This window comes from Umezawaea sp. (assembly GCF_036375055.1).
Classification (GTDB): domain Bacteria; phylum Actinomycetota; class Actinomycetes; order Mycobacteriales; family Pseudonocardiaceae; genus Umezawaea.
Map to the genome: position 1 here is coordinate 142,508 of NZ_DASUSQ010000038.1, position 15,869 is coordinate 158,376.

A 15,869-nucleotide genomic window follows, 5' to 3' on the forward strand; every position below is an offset into this window, starting at 1 on the left:
GTGCAGGTGGTCACTCCAACCACGAACGGGCCGACCCCCGGAGGGATCGGCCCGTTCGTCGGACGGTCAGCTCTTCGACGGGTCGTCGCCGTCCTCGTCGTCGTCGGCGTCCTCGCGAGGCGCCTTGTACGGGTCCGCCTCGCCCGCGGGCTCGGCGCCGATGGCGATCTTGGCGACCTTCTCGTCGCGGTGACGAGCCCTGGCCAGCAGCTCCTCCATCCGCCGCGCCTCGTCCGGCACGGTGTCCGTCATGAACGCCAGCGTGGGCGTGAACCGCACACCGGTCTGCGCCCCGACCATGCTCCGCAGCACGCCCTTGGCGCTCTCCAGCGCCATGGCCGCACCCGCGTAGTCCGGCTCGGAGTCGAGCTTCTCGCCGAGGACGGTGTAGTAGACGACGGCGTCGTGCAGGTCACCCGTCACCTTGGTGTCGGTGATGGTCACCCTGGCGAGCCGCGGGTCCTTGACCTCGTGTTCGATCGCCGACGCGACGATCTGCGAGATCCGCTTGGCGAGCTTGCGAGCCCGTGCCTGATCGGCCACGGTGTTCTCCTCTTTTACTCGTCCTCCGGACCAAGCAGGCGATGCCTGGCGGAGAGCAGTTCGACTTCGGGTCGACCGGCCACCAGGCGTTCGCAGGAGGCCAGCAGATCCCTGACATGGTCGGCGTCCGCGGCAACGGCCGCCACCCCGATCAACGCGCGGCGGTGCAGGTCGAGATGACCCGCCTCGGCCGCGGAAACCTCGAATTTGCGCCGCAGCTCCGCCACGACGGGGCGGACCACGGAACGCTTTTCCTTCAACGAGTGGACGTCGCCGAGCAACAGGTCCAACTCGAGCGAACCGACGAACACAGGCATCACCGTGGGGTGCAGCGGTAGCGGGCAAAGGTGCGGGGCCGCCCGGAAGGACGGCCCCGCACCTGCACCCTCGACTATCAGGCGCGGGGCTTCTCGCGCATCTCGAAGGTCTCGACGACGTCGCCGACCTTCAAGTCGCTGTAGTTGCCCAGCGTCAGACCACACTCGAAGCCCTCGCGGACCTCGGTCGCGTCGTCCTTGAACCGCCGCAGCGAGCTGATCGGCAGGTTCTCCTGGATGACGTTGTTGTCGCGCAGCAGGCGGGCCCGCGCGTTGCGGCGGATCTCGCCCGACAGCACCATACAACCGGCGATCGTGCCGACCTTGGAGGACTTGAACACGTCGCGGATCTCCGCGCGGCCAAGCTGGACCTCTTCGTACTCCGGCTTGAGCATGCCCTTGAGGGCCGCTTCGATCTCGTCGATCGCCTGGTAGATCACCGTGTAGTAGCGGACGTCGATGCCCTCGCGGTTGGCCAGCTCGGTGGCCTTGCCCTCCGCACGGACGTTGAAGCCCAACACGATGACGTTGTCGGCGATGGCGAGGTTGATGTCGCCCTCGGTCACGCCACCGACACCGCGGTGGATGACCCGCAGCTCGACGTCGTCGCCCACCTCGATCTTCATGAGCGCGTCCTCGAGTGCCTCGACGGTACCCGAGTTGTCGCCCTTGATGATCAGGTTGAGCTGGTTCGTCTCCTTCAGAGCCGCGTCCAGGTCCTCCAGGCTGACCCGCTTGCGCTTGGAGGCGTTCATGGCGTTGCGCTGACGTGCCTGGCGGCGCTCGGCGATCTGGCGGGCGACCCGGTCCTCGTCCACGACGAGGAACGTGTCACCGGCGCCGGGCACCGAGGTGAGGCCGATGACCTGCACCGGACGGGACGGGGTCGCCTCGATGACGTCCACGTTGTGCTCGTCGACCATCCGACGGACACGGCCGTAGGCGCCACCGGCGACGATCGAGTCGCCGACGCGGAGCGTGCCGCGCTGGACCAGGACGGTCGCCACCGGGCCACGGCCGCGGTCGAGGTGCGCCTCGATGGCGACGCCCTGCGCTTCCATGTTCGGGTTGGCCCGCAGGTCGAGCGAGGCGTCGGCGGTCAACAGGATGGCCTCCAGGAGGCCGTCGATGTTGATGCCCTGCTTCGCCGAGATGTCGACGAACATGGTGTCGCCACCGTATTCCTCGGCCACCAGGTTGTACTCGGTGAGCTGCTGCCGGATCTTGTCCGGGTTCGCGCCCTCCTTGTCGATCTTGTTCACCGCGACCACGATCGGCGCGTTCGCCGCCTGGGCGTGGTTGATCGCCTCGACCGTCTGCGGCATGACGCCGTCGTCGGCCGCGACCACGATCACCGCGATGTCCGTGGACGTCGCGCCACGGGCACGCATGGCGGTGAACGCCTCGTGACCGGGGGTGTCGATGAAGGTGATCAGGCGTTCGTTGCCCTCGAGCTCGGTCCGCACCTGGTACGCGCCGATGTGCTGCGTGATGCCACCGGCTTCGCCCTCGTGCACCTTCGTCTTGCGGATGGTGTCGAGGAGGCGCGTCTTGCCGTGGTCGACGTGACCCATGACGGTGACGACCGGCGGTCGGATGACCAGGTCCTCCTCGCCACCGGCGTCGTCGCCGTAGGTGATGTCGAACGTGCCGAGCAGGTCGCGGTCCTCTTCCTCGGGGGAGACGACCTGGACCTGGTAGTTCATCTCGGAGCCGAGCAGCTCCAGGATCTCGTCCGACACGGACTGCGTGGCCGTGACCATCTCACCGAGGTGGAACAGCACCTGCACCAGCGAGGCCGGGTTGGCGTTGATCTTGTCGGCGAAGTCGGTCAGCGAAGCGCCGCGCGGGAGGCGGACGACCTCGCCGGAACCCTTCGGCAGGCGAACGCCGCCGACCGAGGGGGCCTGCATGTTGTCCATGTACTCCTGGCGCTTCTGGCGCTTGGACTTGCGTCCACGACGCGCAGGGCCACCGGGACGGCCGAAGGCACCAGCGGTGCCACCACGACCGGCGCCACCACCACCGGGACGACCGCGGAAACCGCCGCCACCACCGGCCGGGGCACCGCCGCCACCACCGGGGCGGAAGCCGCCACCAGCGCCACCGCCGCCGCCACCAGCGCCGCCGGGACGGAAGCCACCGCCACCGCCACCGCCGCCACCGGGACGGAAGCCGCCACCGGCACCGCCGCCGCCACCGGGACGACCGCCACCGCCACCGCCACCACCGGGACGGCCACCGCCGCCACCGGGGCCGGGACGACCGCCGCCGCCACCGGGACGGGGAGCGGGCGCCGGGCGACCGGGCATCATGCCGGGGTTCGGGCGAGGAGGCATCGAGCCGGGGTTCGGACGCGGGCCGCCGGAACCGGCGGAACCGCCGGGACGGGGACCGGCCGGACGGCTGTCACCGGGCTTGGACGACGGACGGCGGTCGCCGCCGTCGCGCTCACCCTGGTTGCCGCCGCCGCCACCGGGCTGGCCGCCACCGGGCTGGCCACCGGGACGCGGGCCGGACGGACGCGGCGCGGGAGCGCCACCGCCGACACCGAAGGGGTTGTTGCCGGGCCGCGGCGGACGGGGTCCGGCGGGCTTCGGCGACTGCGGCTTCGGCGGAACCACGGACGGGCTCTGCTGGGCCGCGGGCTGTGCGGGCTGCTGCGGCTGCGGCGCGACGCGCGGCCCCGGACGGGGACCGGCGGGGCGCTGCGGCTGCGAGGTCGGCGCGGGCGCCGACGGGGCGGCGGCCGCCGCGGGGGCGACCGGGGCCTGGGGCTGCGCGACCTTGGGCGCGGGGGCCACCGGAGCGGGCGCGGGGGCAGCGGCAGCGGGCTGCTGCTGCGGCGCGGGCTTCGGGGCGGGCGGCTTCGGGCCGGGCATCGGGCCGGGACGGCCGGGGACCGGACCGGGGCGACCGGTCACGGCGGGCTTGGGTTCGGACCTGGTCTCAGGTGCCGACGACTGGACGGACGGGGCCGGTGCGGGGGCAGACGGCTTCGGCGGGCCGGGACGGCCTGCCGGCTTCGGCTTCGCATCGGTCTTCGAGTAGGCGTCCCTCAGACGGCGGGCCACCGGGGCCTCGACCGTGGAGGACGCGGACTTCACGTACTCGCCCTGGTCGGCGAGCTTCGTGAGTACTTCCTTGCTGGTGACGCCGAGCTCTTTCGCGAGCTCGTGCACACGGGCCTTCCCTGCCACTGCACTCCTCTGGTGATGAGGCCGGCGGCAGTCCCGTCGACCTCGTCTTAACGTCGCGCGTTCATGTCTTCAGCTTCACGGCTGACTCATGACGGGTCGACCTGCTTCCCTACTCCTGCTGGTCGCGGGGCGATCCCGCGACCGTCTTCACATGCTGCTCGACGTGATCACGCACGTGATCGACGGCGAGCGGCCCCTGGACCCGCAGGGCCCTGGGGAACGCTCGTCGCCGTTCGGCGTTCGTGAGGCAATCGAGATCAAGGTGCAACCAAGCGCCCCGACCCGGCAACCGGCGGCGGGTGTCCGGAACAAGAGTCCCGTCCGCCACCACCACGCGCAGCAGCTCGGAGGGCGACGTCCGAGCGCGGCATCCAATGCACGTACGAGCTGGGCCGATGTGCGTTGCTACCGATCCCCGACGGTCAACCACTGAGTAGTCTATCCCCTGCTGCTCATTCAACCGAACCGGATGCGGTCGCCCCGGCCGGTGCGGCACCCGCCGCTTCCGCATCACTGCGGATGTCGATGCGCCATCCGGTCAGCCGCGCGGCGAGCCGGGCGTTCTGACCCTCCTTGCCGATGGCGAGCGACAACTGGAAGTCCGGCACCACGACGCGCGCCGTCTTGGCGCGTTCGTCGAGCACCGTGACAGACACAACCTTGGCCGGTGACAAGGCATTCCCGACGAACGTGGCCGGGTCGTCGGAGTGGTCGATGATGTCGATCTTCTCACCGGCCAGCTCGCTCATGACGTTGCGGACGCGCGCCCCCATGGGCCCGATGCAGGCGCCCTTGGCGTTGACACCGGACACGGTCGACTTCACCGCGATCTTCGAACGGTGACCCGCCTCACGTGCCACCGCGGGGATCTCCACGGTGCCGTCCGCGATCTCCGGGACCTCCAGCGCGAAGAGCCTGCGCACGAGGTTCGGGTGCGTCCGGGACAGGGTGATCTGCGGGCCGCGCGCGCCGCGCGAGACGCCGACGACGTAGCACTTGAGCCGCGAGCCGTGCTCGTAGGTCTCGCCGGACACCTGCTCGGCCGGGGGCAGCACGCCCTCGGTGTCGCCCACCTGGACGACGACCATCCCGCGGGCGTTGGCCCGCGCGTCGCGCTGGACGACGCCGCCGATGATCTCGCCCTCCTTCGCGGAGAACTCGCCGAAGGTGCGCTCGTGCTCGGCGTCGCGCAGGCGCTGGAGGATGACCTGCCGGGCCGTGGTCGCGGCGATCCGGCCGAAGCCCTCGGGGGTGTCGTCCCACTCCTCGGCGACGGTGCCGTCGGGAGCGAGGTCCTGGGCCAGCACGCGGACGGCGCCGGTCTTCTTGTCGATCTCCACGCGCGAGTGGGCGTGGTGGCCCTCGGTGTGCTTGTAGGCCGTCAGGAGCGCGGTCTCGATGGCTTCCAGCACGACCTCGAAGGGGATGTCCTTGTCCCGTTCGATCGCGCGGAGAGCAGCGATGTCGACGTTCACCTCGACTCCTCCTTCGATTCGTTGTTGTCGTCGTGCTGCCCCGGTTCGAGGAGGGACAGCTCCGCGACGGGGGCGGGCTTGAACTCGATCTCCACGACGGCGCGCTCGATCGTGCTGTACTCGACCCGGCGCAGCTCGCCCTTGACCAGCAGCACGACACCGGTGTCGTCGGACTGCCCGACGCGGCCGAACCACTCGACCGAATCGGGCTGCTTGACCTTGACGAGCCGGAGCTTCGCGCGCCGCCAGTGGCGCGGCTTCGTCAGCGGGCGGTCGGCGCCTGGCGACGTGACTTCGAGCGTGTACGGACCTGCCATCAGGTGGTCGACTTCGTCGAGGGCGGCGGCGACGGCGCGGCTGGCCTGGGCCACCTCGTCCAGTCCGATGCCGTGCTCGGCGTCAACGACCACCTTGACCAGCCTGCGACGCCCAGCCTGATGCACGTCGAGCAGTTCGAGGTCGAAGCCGATGGCCCCGACCGCCTCCTGCACGACGGGTTCTAGCTGCGCGGCGAGGTCTCCGCGCGGCGGGCTGGACATTTGGTTACTCCCACAAGTCTCAGGTGCAGTACACGGGCATGGGAACCCCGGCCGACGCTGCACTCGCCGGTCGTGGTCGCCCAGACTATCTCGTTCGGAGACCTTCCACGGCCACCGTCGATCACGGGCGGCTCTGGCAGGATCGGTACACGTGATCGCCGAATCCCGTGGTCCGCTGCTCAGCCGACGCCGGGTGCTGCTCGCCGCAGCGTCCGCGCCGTTGGCAGTCGCGTGCACCACACCGCCGCCCGCCCCACCGCCACCCGACCCGCTGGCCGACCTGGTGGTTCAAGCACGCGCGGACGCGGCGCTGGCGACCGCCGCGGGGGCGACCGAGGTGGCCGAGGCCCGCACCGAGCACGCGAGGCTGCTCCAGGCCGAGGTGGACCGCGCGCGGCCGAGCGGGCCGTCGTCGTCCCCAGCTCCCTCCAGCACGTCCGCCGCTCCCCCGCCGTCGAGCGGCACGCCGGAGCAGGTCGTCGAGGCGCTGCGGGCCGCTCAGCAGGCGGGCGCGGAGCTGGTGGCGACCGCGCCCCCGTACCGGGCGGGTCTGCTCGGTTCCGTCGTCGCGGGCTGCGCCAGCCTGGTGGAGGTCCTGTCATGACCCAGCCGTCGTCCGCCATCGCCCCGGCGAGCGGCAAGCCGACCGGGGACGCCGTGCAGGCCGTGCAGGACGCGCTGGCGGCGGAGCACGCCGCCGTGTGGACCCACGGTCTGGTCAGCGCGTTCGTCGAGGAGGCGCAGCAGGTCGCGGAGGGCGCGAACGCCCACCGGGCCCGCCGCGACGCGACCGAGCGGCTGCTGCGGGACGTGTCGGCCCAGCCGGTGCCGCCCGCGCCCGCCTACCTGCCGCCCGCGCCGGTGACCGACGCGCCGTCGTCGATCGCGGCGCTGGTCGCGGTGGAGGTCGACGCGTGCGTCGCGTGGCGCGGGGTGCTGGAGCGGACCGAGGACCCCGACCTGCGGCGCACCGCGCTGGACGCGCTCACCGCGAGCGCCGTGCGGGCCACCCGCTGGCGCAAGACGGGCGGTCTGCTGCCCGCGGCGCTGGTCCTGCCCGGCACCGCGGTCGGCTAGCCCGCCAGGTCGGCGGCCAGGCGGAAGGCGTCCGCGCTGATCCGCTTCATGAGCTTGTTGTGCTCGGCCTCGTCCGGCCCGTGCTTGACGGTGTCGGACTCGACGATGACGACCTCGCGGTCCTGGAGCTTCGAGGCGAAGCCGCCGGACGCGAGGGTCTTCAGCTCGGGGACCTTCGCGACGCCCTCGCGGACGAGGTCGTTCACGTTGCCGGTGCCGTCGGCGCTGGTCAGCTCCTTGAACTTGGCCGCGTCCTGCGCGTTGCGCAGGGTCACGACGGACACCGAGGTGTAGGCGGTGCGGCCGTCGTCCAGCGTGGTCGTGTAGAGCTGGCGGACCAGCTTCTCGCACGGGTTCGCGGTCAGGAAGTCCTTGGTCGGGCCGTAGGCGTGCTCGGCGCACCCGGTGACCTTGAGCGGCACCGGGACCTGCTCGGACTTGGTGAACCGGAACTCGCCCTCGGGCGCGGTGGACGTGGTCGCGGCGGGTGTCGTCCTGTTGTCGCCGGTCATGGAGTCGATCAGCAGCCACACCAGCGCGGCCACCAGCGCGACGGCGACGAGGCCGAGCGCCTTGAACGGCAGGTTGCGCTGCGCGGGGGGACGCGGTGGCGGGGGTGGGGGCTGGTGGCCGATGACGTTGGTCGCCATCAACGAGTCCAGCTTGCCGATCTCCGAACGCCACAGCGGCGCGGTCTCCGACGCCCCCGGAGGGTGAATCCGGGGTAGCTGCTGCGTCACCTCTTCGGGTGACTCCTTGGGGGCCGACACAGGACGAAACGGTAACCGACGGCGGTCACCTGAGCGCTTTGAGCACGAGGTCGACGTCGTCGCGGGTGGTGTAGAGGTGGCACGCGAGCCGGACCTTCCCGGCCCGGACGCTGGCCTTCACACCCGCTTCCACCAGGCGTTCCTCCGCGCCTGGGCGATCAACGGTGACGATCGCCGAGTTCGAGGGGGGCAGGCCGAGACCGGCGAGGAGTTCATTCGCGATCCCGATGTCGTGGTCGCGCACGGCCGCCAGGTCCAGTGACGCCAGCCACGGCAGGGCGACGGCCGCACCGACGTGCGCCAGCCAGACGGGTGATGTGTCGAGCGCTCGCGCGGAGGACGCCAGGCGGAGCGGGAGGTCGTAGGTCGTCGCCCACCGGTCCTCCCCCGCGTACCAGTTCGCCGTGATCGGGACGGCCGACGCGAGCGCCTCCGGCCGTCCGGCCAGCCACGCCGACCCGCGCGGCGACAGCAGCCACTTGTAGCCCGCGGCGACCACCCAGTGCGCCCACCCGACGTCCAGCGGGAGCCAGCCGAGGGCCTGCGTCGCGTCCAGCAGCACCGGGACGCCCGCGGCGCGGAGCCCGTCGAGGTCGGCGACGCGCCCGTCGGCGGACTGCACGACGCTGACCGCCACCAGGTCGTACCCGCTCGCGGCGTCCACCAGCTCGTCCGGCCCGACCTCGGTGACGGCGTGCCCGGCGGCGGCGAAGGGGAACGTCAGGCTGGTGAACTCGCCGCGCACGGTGAGCACCCGCGAGCCCTTCGGCAGGCTCGCCGCCACGATCGCCACGAGCTGCGACACCGAGGCGCCGATGGCCACCTGCTCGGTCGGCATCCCCACCAGCCGCCCGAACGCCTCGCGCCCGGCGGCCACGGCGGCGTCGAACAGCGGCGGCTGGTCGAGGCCGCCCGCCCACCGCCGCACCGCGTCGCCCACCGCGTCGGCCACCGCCCTGGGCGGGACGCCGATGCTCGCGGTGTTGAGGTACCCGAGAGGGACGTCGAACTCCCCGCCGAAAGCGCTGCGCACGACCCCGACGGTACCCACGCCGCTCACGACATCCGCAGCACGTTCCGCGTGACCCGCCCGGCCTCGTCCGAGCAGAGGAACGCGATCACGTCCGCCACCTCGCCCGCCTCGGCGACGCTGAAGCGGGCCCGCACCTCGTCGTTGACCCAGCCGGTGTCGGTGACGGGCGGGTGCACGACGTTGGACGTGATGCCGTGGTCCCGCAGCTCGGCGGCGGCGGACATGGCGTAGTTCTCCAGCGCCGCCTTGGCCGCGCCGTAGGACACCTCGCCGGGGAAGCCCCGCGGGCTCCCGGACGTGAGGCTGACGATCCGGCCCCAGTTGCCGCCGCGGGCGACGTGCCGCCGGGCGAACTCGGCGATCAGCAGGGCCGCGGCGCGGGCGTCGACGGCGAACTGCGCGTCGAACGTGCTCGCGGTGACGGGGTGCTGGACGCGGCCGAACTGGTCGGTGTCGTCGGTGAGGAACGTGTCCTGCACCCAGCCCGAGGCGTTGTTCACCAGCACGTCGACGGGCCCGAAGACCCGCTCGGCCTCGTCGAACAGCTCGGCGGCGGTCTCGGGCCTGGCCAGGTCGGCCTCCACGGCGTGCGCGCGGCCGCCCAGCGCGGTGATCGCCTCGACGACCTCGTCGGCCCCGGAGCCGCGGCTGGTGAAGTAGGCCTCGGGGATGCTCGGGTCGGGTTCCGGGTCGAGGCGCAGGAACGCGACCAGGACGTTCACCCCCCGGCCTGCCAGCGCCTTCGCGGTGGCGGCTCCGATTCCCTGGTTCGCGCCGGTGACGACGGCGGTGTGGATCACGTGGGCGATCGTGCCCCACCGATGTGCCGCGCGCACCCGAATTGCCTACCGTGGTCGGGGTGCGCAGCGAAGAGATCGAGATCAGGACCGGGTCTGACGAGGTCGTGCACGACCTGACCTCGGCGGCCGAGCGGTTCCTGGCCGACGTGGACGGCGACGGCCTGCTGCACGTGTGGGTGCCGCACGCGACCGCGGGCCTCGCGGTGCTGGAGACCGGGGCGGGCAGCGACGACGACCTGCTGGCGGCGCTGCGGGAGCTGCTGCCCGCCGACGGCCGCTGGCGGCACCGGCACGGCACCCCCGGCCACGGCCGCGACCACGTGCTGCCCGCGCTCGTGCCGCCGTACGCGACGATCCCCGTGCTCGGCGGGGTGCTGGTGCTCGGCACGTGGCAATCCATCTGCCTGGTCGACACCAACGTGGACAACCCCGTCCGCAAGGTCAGGTTCAGCTTCCTGGCCGGGTAGGGCCGCCGTTCGGAGAATTCCGTGGCCGTCGGTGCCGCAAGGTAGGTTCGGTCCGTGACGCATCCAGGGGACGGGCAGGGCGGTTGGGGAGGCCAGCAGGGCGGCTGGGGGCAGCCCCAGTACCCGCCCACCGGCGGTTTCCCCGCGCAGCAGTCGCAGTACGGCGGTCTCGGGGTGTTCTCCGGCGGTCCGCCCGAGCAGCCGAAGCGCCCCCGCTGGCCGATCATCGCCGCCGTCGTCGTCCTCGTGCTGGCCGCGGGCGGACTGACGACGTACTTCGTGACCCGCGGGTCGGACGACCGGGCCGTGACCACGTCGTCCACCGGGAGCGCCCCGTCGACGTCGTCGAGCGCGCCCACGTCGTCCTCCAAGGCCGCCGCGAAGTGCGAGCCGCACGCCGACGGGTGGACCTGCGTGGCCGTGCCCGCGCTGGCCTACAGCTACGACATCCCGAAGGCGTGGAAGTCCACGAAGGCCACCGGCTCGATCGAGGGCCTGCCGGACGTGAAGCTGACCGGCGTCTCGACCTACGGCGACTACGAGTGCGGCGGCAAGACCTACAACCGGGGCAACACCGGTGGCGTCGTGCTGCCCCAGACCGACGCGGGCGCGACGGCGAAGGACGTCGCCGCGAAGCTGAGCGCCCAGTACTACCAGTCCGGCGCCGCCACGGTCGCGGTGAGCGAGCCGCGCCCGGTGACCGTCCCGAACACGAAGGTGACGGGCGTCCTGGTCGACTCGGTGATCACCACGACCGGCAACGAGTGCCTGGCGTCGAAGGGCGCGATCAAGGTGCTCGTGTTGCAGGGCAACAAGAACCTGCACCTGTTCATGGCGAACGGCGACCTGGAGGGCGGTCCGTCGAGCGCGCCCGCGCCGCTCACCGACGCCGACCTCCAGGCCATGGTCGACTCCGTCAAGCCGTTGGAGGGCTGAGCGTGAAGACGCTGGTGCTGTGGGACATCGACCAGACCCTCATCGACGCCAAGGGCCTCGGCCACAGCTGGTACCAGGTCGCGCTGCACGCCGCGACCGGCCTCGAACTGCGCCACGTGCCGAGCTTCCCCGGCCGCACCGAGATGGCGATCTCGCGCGAACTCCTGACGCTGCACGACCTCGACCCCACGGACGAGCTGATCGCCGTGCTGCACAGGGAGCTCATCGCCGTGGCGGAGCGCGAACACCCGCTCCTCGCGACCCGCGGCCGGGCGCTCGCGGGTGCGGCGGAGGTGCTGGAGGCGTTGGCGCGCAGGGCCGACGTGGTGCAGAGCGTCGTCACCGGCAACCTGGTGGAGATCGCCAGGCACAAGCTCGCGGCGTACGGCCTCGACTCGCACGTCGACTTCGACATCGGCGGCTACGGCTCGGTCTCCGACCAGCGGCCCGCGCTGGTCGTGGAGGCCATCCGGCTGGCGACCGAGAAGCACGGCCACGACTTCCCCGTCGACTCGGTCGTCGTCCTCGGCGACACCCCGCACGACATCACCGCCGCGCTGCACCACGGGGCGGTCGCGATCGGCGTGGCCACCGGCCGCTTCACCGCCGCCGAACTGGAGGAGGCGGGCGCGCGGGCCGTGCTCGCCGACCTGTCCGACACCGAGGCCGTGCTGGCGGCCGTCCTGCCGTCGTGACGCAGCCGAACCGCGAGTTCCTGCGCACCACGTTCGGCGAGGACCCGGAGCGCTACGACCGCGTCCGCCCCACCTACCCGCCCGCCCTGTTCACCGACCTCGCCCCCGGCGGGCGCGTGCTGGAGATCGGCCCCGGCACCGCCCAGGCCACCCTCCCCCTAGCCCTGCTGGGCTGCGAGGTCACCGCGGTGGAGCTGAGCCCCGCCCTGGCCGCCGTGGCCGCCCGCAACCTGTCCGACTTCCCCGCCGCGGAGGTGGTCGTCGCGGCCTTCGAGGACTGGCCCCTGCCCGCCCGGCCCTTCGACCTCGTCCTGTCGGCGACGGCGTTCCACTGGCTCGACCCGGCCGTCCGCACCGCGAAGGCCGCCGACGCCCTCCGCCTGGGCGGCAGGCTGGCGATCATCTCGACCCACCACGTGCGGGGCGGCACCGAGGCGTTCTTCGCGGACGCCCAGCGCTGCTACGAGCGCTTCGACCCGGACACCCCGCCGAACCTGCGGTTGCGGGAGGCGGCCGACATCCCCAGGGACACGGCGGAGTTCGACGAGGCCCCCCGCTTCGGGCCGGTGTCGTTCCACGACCACACGTGGGAGCGGACCTACACCAGGGCCGACTACCTCGACCTGCTGCTGACCTACTCGAACCACCGCGCCCTGCGCCCCGACCTCCGGGCGGGGCTGCTGGCGTGCATCGGTGGCCTGGTCGACGGCTACGGCGGCAGCATCACCAAGCGCTACCTGACCCGGTTGGCCGTGGCGCGGCGCACGACCTGACAGGAGGTTCCCGATGGGTCCGTTCGACGTGCCGCTGGACGACGAGCGCACACAGCTCGACGCGTTCGTCGAGGAGTACCGCCGGGCCGTCGAGGCGACCCTCGACGGCCTCACCGAGGAGCAGGCCCGCCGAGGGCTCGTCCCGTCGGCGACGACGCTGCTCGGGCTGCTCAAGCACGTCACGTGGATGCAGCGGGTGTGGTTCGAGGAGTGCGTCGGCGGCACGTCCCGCCGGGAACTCGGCCTGGTGCGGGACCCGGACGAGTCCTTCCGGCTCTCCGCCGACGACACGATCGCCTCGGTCACGGCGGCCCACCGGGAGGCGTGCGCCACGGCCAGGACCACGGTCGCGGACCTGCCGCTGGACACCGTCGTGACCGGCCACCGGTCCGGGCCGCGCACGCTCCGCTGGGTGTACCTCCAGGTGCTGCGCGAGCTGGCCCACCACTGCGGGCACGCCGACGTCCTGCGCGAGCAGGTGCTCGCCGGTTGATCGAACCCGCCCCGCCCGCGAACGGGCGGGGCGAGCCGGACGATCAGCCGCGCGCCAGCTCCACGAGGTGCTGCACGACGGCGTCGACGGCGACGTCGGTGCGGTCGCCCGACCGGCGGTCCTTGACCTCGACGACCCCGTCCGCCAGGCCTCGCCCGACGACCAGGATCGTCGGCACGCCGATCAGCTCGGCGTCCTTGAACTTCACGCCGGGGCTCACCTTGGGACGGTCGTCCAGCAGCACGTCGAGGCCTGCGGCGTGCAGTTGCCGCGCCAGCTCCTCGCCACCGGCGAGCAGCGCCTCGTCCTTGCCCGCGACGACGAGGTGCACGTCGGCGGGGGCGACGTTGCGGGGCCAGATGATGCCCTTGTCGTCGTAGCTCTGCTCCACGATGGCCGCGACCAGCCGCGAGACGCCGATGCCGTAGGACCCCATGGTGATCCGGATCGGCTTGTTGTTCGCGTCGAGCGCGTCGAGCCCGAACGCGTCCGCGTACTTGCGGCCGAGCTGGAAGATGTGGCCGATCTCGATGCCGCGCGCGGCCTCCAGCACGCCGTGGCCGTCGGGCGAGGGGTCGCCCGCGCGGACCTCGGCGACGTCGATGACGCCGTCGGCGGTGAAGTCGCGGCCCGCGACGAGGTCGACCACGTGGTGGTCGGCCTTGTCCGCACCCGTCACCCAGGCCGTGCCGCGCACGACGCGCGGGTCGACCAGGAAGCGGACGCCGTTCGCGAGCAGCGCGCCCGGCCCGATGTAGCCCTTGACCAGGAACCCGTTGCGGGTGAAGTCGACGTCTTCGAGCAGCGCCACCTCGGCGGGCTCCAGCGCGGCTTCGAGGCGCTTGAGGTCGACCTCGCGGTCGCCGGGCAGGCCGATCGCGAGCAGAGACCAGTCCTTCTCGCCCGGCTTGCGGGTCTTCACGAGCACGTTCTTCAACGTGTCCGCGGCCGTGAACGTGCGACCGAGGTCGGCGGCGTTCAGGTGGTCGACCAGGGTCTGGATGGTCGGCGTGTTCGGCGTGTGGTGCACCTGCGCGCCGGGCTTGTCCTCAATGGACTGCTCGGGCGGCGCGGGGGTCGTGACGGCCTCGACGTTCGCGGCGTAGCCGGACTCCGTGCTGCGCACGAACGTGTCCTCGCCGGTCTCCGCGACCGCGAGGAACTCCTCGGACGCCGAGCCGCCCATCGCGCCGGACGTCGCCGACACGATGACGTACTCCATGCCGAGGCGTTCGAAGATCCTGATGTACGCGTCGCGGTGCGCCTGGTACGACGCCGACAGGCCCTCGTCGGTGAGGTCGAACGAGTACGAGTCCTTCATCAGGAACTCGCGACCGCGCAGGATGCCCGCGCGGGGGCGCGCCTCGTCCCGGTACTTCGTCTGGATCTGGTAGAGCGTGACCGGGTAGTCCTTGTACGAGTTGTACTCGCCCTTCACGGTGAGGGCGAACAGCTCCTCGTGCGTGGGCCCGAGCAGGTAGTCGGCGCCCTTGCGGTCCTTGAGGCGGAACAGGTTCGGCCCGTACTCGGTCCACCGGTTCGTCGCCTCGTAGGGCTCCTTCGGCAGCAGCGCGGGGAACTGGATCTCCTGCGCGCCGAAGGCGTCCATCTCCTCGCGCACGACGTTCTCGATGTTGCGCAGCACGCGCAGACCCAGCGGCAGCCAGGTGTACCCGCCCGGTGCGACGCGGCGGACGTAGCCGGCGCGGACCAGCAGCTTGTGGCTGGGTACTTCGGCGTCAGCCGGATCCTCGCGCAGGGTGCGGAGGAACAGCGACGACATCCTGGTGATCACGATGGGTACTCCTCGTGGAGAACGGTGTCCGAACAGAGTAGTGAAGACCGTTGCCCCAGTTCCAACGGGTAACGCGTTGGGCCCCCGTCGGGCCCCGCGGTTCGCACTGGTCGTGGGCCGCGCGACGAAAAATGTCGGACCCCGCGCCTACCGTCTCGGGCATGACGCTCACCATCGGCATGGTCACGATCGACACCAGCGACCCGCACAAGCTCGCGGAGTTCTGGACCAAGGCGCTCCGCACCACGGTCCAGCACGACTGGGGCGAGTTCCTCGTCCTCGCGCCCGCCTCGGAGGGCGCGGTCCAGCTCGGCCTGCAACGGGTCGACACCGTCGCGCCCGGCAAGAACCGGGTCCACTTCGACATGCACGTCGAAGACCGCCCGGCCGAGGTGCTCCGGCTGGTCGAGCTGGGTGCCTCGGAGGTCGCCGAGCACACCGTTCCGGGGCTCACCTGGACGGTGCTGGCCGACCCGGACGGCAACCAGTTCTGCGTCGGCCAGCCCGGTTGACGCCACCGACGGGTAACCGCTGCCCCTCGACGCGTGGAGTTTCCGGCCGAGGCCGCACGCCGTGAGCGCGCCGCCGTCCTGGCCACCGTCGAGGGGGTGACGGACGCGGAGTTCGACTCCGCGCCGACGCTGTGCGCGGGCCGGGCGCCCGGGGACGTGCCGGCCCACGTCATCGGCACCGACCGGGCCACCTACCGGGAGGGAGTGGTCATCAGCCTGCAACTGAACCGGAGAGTCCCGCACCGCCGCCTGGTGCCCGAGGCGGGGAGGGCGTCCGGGCGGGGTCCTGCGGTGAGCGGACCCCGTGAGGCGCTCGGGTGTGGCTGGCGAGCCGGGACGGGGTAGCGGCTGCTGGTGTTCGGCCGGTAGGCGACCCGCTGGTGGGTGGGTCTGACGGGCCGGGCCAGCCGAGTCGGGTCGGGCTGGGCCAGATCGGGCCAGGCC

19 protein-coding genes are annotated in these 15,869 nt (G+C 72.1%); 9 read left to right on the forward strand and 10 right to left on the reverse strand.

Annotated features, from left to right (window positions below):
• Positions 1–66: 66 nt before the first annotated feature.
• From rbfA to rimP, 6 genes are all read right to left on the reverse strand, one after another.
• A complete protein-coding gene (gene rbfA, locus VFZ92_RS12015; RefSeq protein ID WP_330875937.1) occupies positions 67–543 on the reverse strand; it encodes a 30S ribosome-binding factor RbfA in 477 nt (158 codons plus the stop codon).
• 14 nt (positions 544–557) lie between these two features.
• Positions 558–854 (reverse strand): DUF503 domain-containing protein, encoded by a 297-nt coding sequence (locus VFZ92_RS12020; protein ID WP_330875963.1) that lies wholly within the window; start codon positions 852–854, stop codon positions 558–560.
• Between the two features lie 83 nt (positions 855–937).
• On the reverse strand, positions 938–4,060 hold the full coding sequence (gene infB / locus VFZ92_RS12025) for a translation initiation factor IF-2 (RefSeq protein ID WP_330875938.1): 3,123 nt from the start codon (positions 4,058–4,060) through the stop codon (positions 938–940).
• A gap of 109 nt (positions 4,061–4,169) precedes the next feature.
• Complete coding sequence (locus VFZ92_RS12030; protein WP_330875939.1) at positions 4,170–4,571, reverse strand: YlxR family protein; 402 nt, start codon at positions 4,569–4,571, stop codon at positions 4,170–4,172.
• Positions 4,513–5,535 (reverse strand): transcription termination factor NusA, encoded by a 1,023-nt coding sequence (gene nusA, locus VFZ92_RS12035; protein WP_330875940.1) that lies wholly within the window; start codon positions 5,533–5,535, stop codon positions 4,513–4,515. The genes VFZ92_RS12030 and nusA overlap by 59 nt, the downstream gene beginning before the upstream one ends.
• Positions 5,532–6,074, reverse strand: coding sequence for a ribosome maturation factor RimP (gene rimP, locus VFZ92_RS12040; RefSeq protein WP_330875941.1), 543 nt, complete (start codon positions 6,072–6,074; stop codon positions 5,532–5,534). The genes nusA and rimP overlap by 4 nt, the downstream gene beginning before the upstream one ends.
• A gap of 151 nt (positions 6,075–6,225) precedes the next feature.
• Between rimP and VFZ92_RS12045 the strand changes: the two genes are divergently transcribed.
• Positions 6,226–6,678: a hypothetical protein gene (locus VFZ92_RS12045; RefSeq protein ID WP_330875942.1), complete on the forward strand. Its 453-nt coding sequence runs from the start codon at positions 6,226–6,228 to the stop codon at positions 6,676–6,678.
• On the forward strand, positions 6,675–7,151 hold the full coding sequence (locus tag VFZ92_RS12050; protein ID WP_330875943.1) for a ferritin-like domain-containing protein: 477 nt from the start codon (positions 6,675–6,677) through the stop codon (positions 7,149–7,151). Before VFZ92_RS12045 ends, VFZ92_RS12050 begins: the two co-directional genes overlap by 4 nt.
• On the opposite strand, the gene VFZ92_RS12055 is transcribed toward VFZ92_RS12050, so the two are convergent.
• The 3 genes from VFZ92_RS12055 to VFZ92_RS12065 are packed head-to-tail and all read right to left on the reverse strand — an operon-like array spanning position 7,148 to position 9,754.
• Positions 7,148–7,891 carry a hypothetical protein gene (locus tag VFZ92_RS12055; protein WP_330875944.1) on the reverse strand — a complete coding sequence of 248 codons (744 nt, stop codon included), beginning with the start codon at positions 7,889–7,891 and terminating at the stop codon, positions 7,148–7,150. The two genes, VFZ92_RS12050 and VFZ92_RS12055, sit on opposite strands and share 4 nt — an antisense overlap.
• 55 nt (positions 7,892–7,946) lie before the next feature.
• A complete protein-coding gene (locus tag VFZ92_RS12060) occupies positions 7,947–8,954 on the reverse strand; it encodes an aminotransferase class V-fold PLP-dependent enzyme (RefSeq protein ID WP_330875945.1) in 1,008 nt (335 codons plus the stop codon).
• Positions 8,955–8,977: 23 nt separating this feature from the next.
• The gene (locus VFZ92_RS12065) at positions 8,978–9,754 is read right to left on the reverse strand and encodes an SDR family NAD(P)-dependent oxidoreductase (protein WP_330875946.1); all 777 of its coding nucleotides are present in this window, start codon (positions 9,752–9,754) and stop codon (positions 8,978–8,980) included.
• Positions 9,755–9,813: 59 nt separating this feature from the next.
• Between VFZ92_RS12065 and VFZ92_RS12070 the strand changes: the two genes are divergently transcribed.
• Genes VFZ92_RS12070 through VFZ92_RS12090 form a run of 5 tightly spaced genes read left to right on the forward strand, consistent with a single transcriptional unit; the run spans position 9,814 to position 13,118 of the window.
• Positions 9,814–10,221, forward strand: a complete 408-nt coding sequence (locus tag VFZ92_RS12070; RefSeq protein ID WP_330875947.1) for a YjbQ family protein — start codon at positions 9,814–9,816, stop codon at positions 10,219–10,221.
• 54 nt (positions 10,222–10,275) lie between these two features.
• Positions 10,276–11,157 carry a hypothetical protein gene (locus tag VFZ92_RS12075; protein ID WP_330875948.1) on the forward strand — a complete coding sequence of 294 codons (882 nt, stop codon included), beginning with the start codon at positions 10,276–10,278 and terminating at the stop codon, positions 11,155–11,157.
• 2 nt (positions 11,158–11,159) lie between these two features.
• Positions 11,160–11,852 (forward strand): HAD family hydrolase, encoded by a 693-nt coding sequence (locus tag VFZ92_RS12080; protein ID WP_330875949.1) that lies wholly within the window; start codon positions 11,160–11,162, stop codon positions 11,850–11,852.
• Complete coding sequence (locus VFZ92_RS12085; protein WP_330875950.1) at positions 11,849–12,625, forward strand: class I SAM-dependent methyltransferase; 777 nt, start codon at positions 11,849–11,851, stop codon at positions 12,623–12,625. Before VFZ92_RS12080 ends, VFZ92_RS12085 begins: the two co-directional genes overlap by 4 nt.
• A 13-nt stretch (positions 12,626–12,638) precedes the next feature.
• Complete coding sequence (locus VFZ92_RS12090; protein ID WP_330875951.1) at positions 12,639–13,118, forward strand: DinB family protein; 480 nt, start codon at positions 12,639–12,641, stop codon at positions 13,116–13,118.
• A 43-nt stretch (positions 13,119–13,161) separates the two neighbouring features.
• Here the strand turns inward: VFZ92_RS12090 and VFZ92_RS12095 are convergent, their stop codons facing one another.
• On the reverse strand, positions 13,162–14,913 hold the full coding sequence (locus tag VFZ92_RS12095) for a proline--tRNA ligase (RefSeq protein WP_330875952.1): 1,752 nt from the start codon (positions 14,911–14,913) through the stop codon (positions 13,162–13,164).
• Positions 14,914–15,074: 161 nt separating this feature from the next.
• Between VFZ92_RS12095 and VFZ92_RS12100 the strand changes: the two genes are divergently transcribed.
• Together VFZ92_RS12100 and VFZ92_RS12105 are read left to right on the forward strand one after the other, a co-directional pair.
• Positions 15,075–15,425: a VOC family protein gene (locus tag VFZ92_RS12100; RefSeq protein WP_330875953.1), complete on the forward strand. Its 351-nt coding sequence runs from the start codon at positions 15,075–15,077 to the stop codon at positions 15,423–15,425.
• Between the two features lie 33 nt (positions 15,426–15,458).
• Positions 15,459–15,770 carry a hypothetical protein gene (locus VFZ92_RS12105; protein WP_330875954.1) on the forward strand — a complete coding sequence of 104 codons (312 nt, stop codon included), beginning with the start codon at positions 15,459–15,461 and terminating at the stop codon, positions 15,768–15,770.
• The last annotated feature ends 99 nt before the right edge of the window (positions 15,771–15,869 follow it).

What these genes read in the sequence shown, in the direction of transcription:
- rimP (WP_330875941.1), bottom strand. Translation starts at nt 6,074, where the DNA reads ATGTCCAGCCCGCCGCGCGGAGACCTCGCCGCGCAGCTAGAACCCGTC.
- VFZ92_RS12100 (WP_330875953.1), top strand. Translation starts at nt 15,075, where the DNA reads ATGACGCTCACCATCGGCATGGTCACGATCGACACCAGCGACCCGCAC.
- VFZ92_RS12030 (WP_330875939.1), bottom strand. Translation starts at nt 4,571, where the DNA reads ATGCGGAAGCGGCGGGTGCCGCACCGGCCGGGGCGACCGCATCCGGTT.
- VFZ92_RS12090 (WP_330875951.1), top strand. Translation starts at nt 12,639, where the DNA reads ATGGGTCCGTTCGACGTGCCGCTGGACGACGAGCGCACACAGCTCGAC.
- VFZ92_RS12050 (WP_330875943.1), top strand. Translation starts at nt 6,675, where the DNA reads ATGACCCAGCCGTCGTCCGCCATCGCCCCGGCGAGCGGCAAGCCGACC.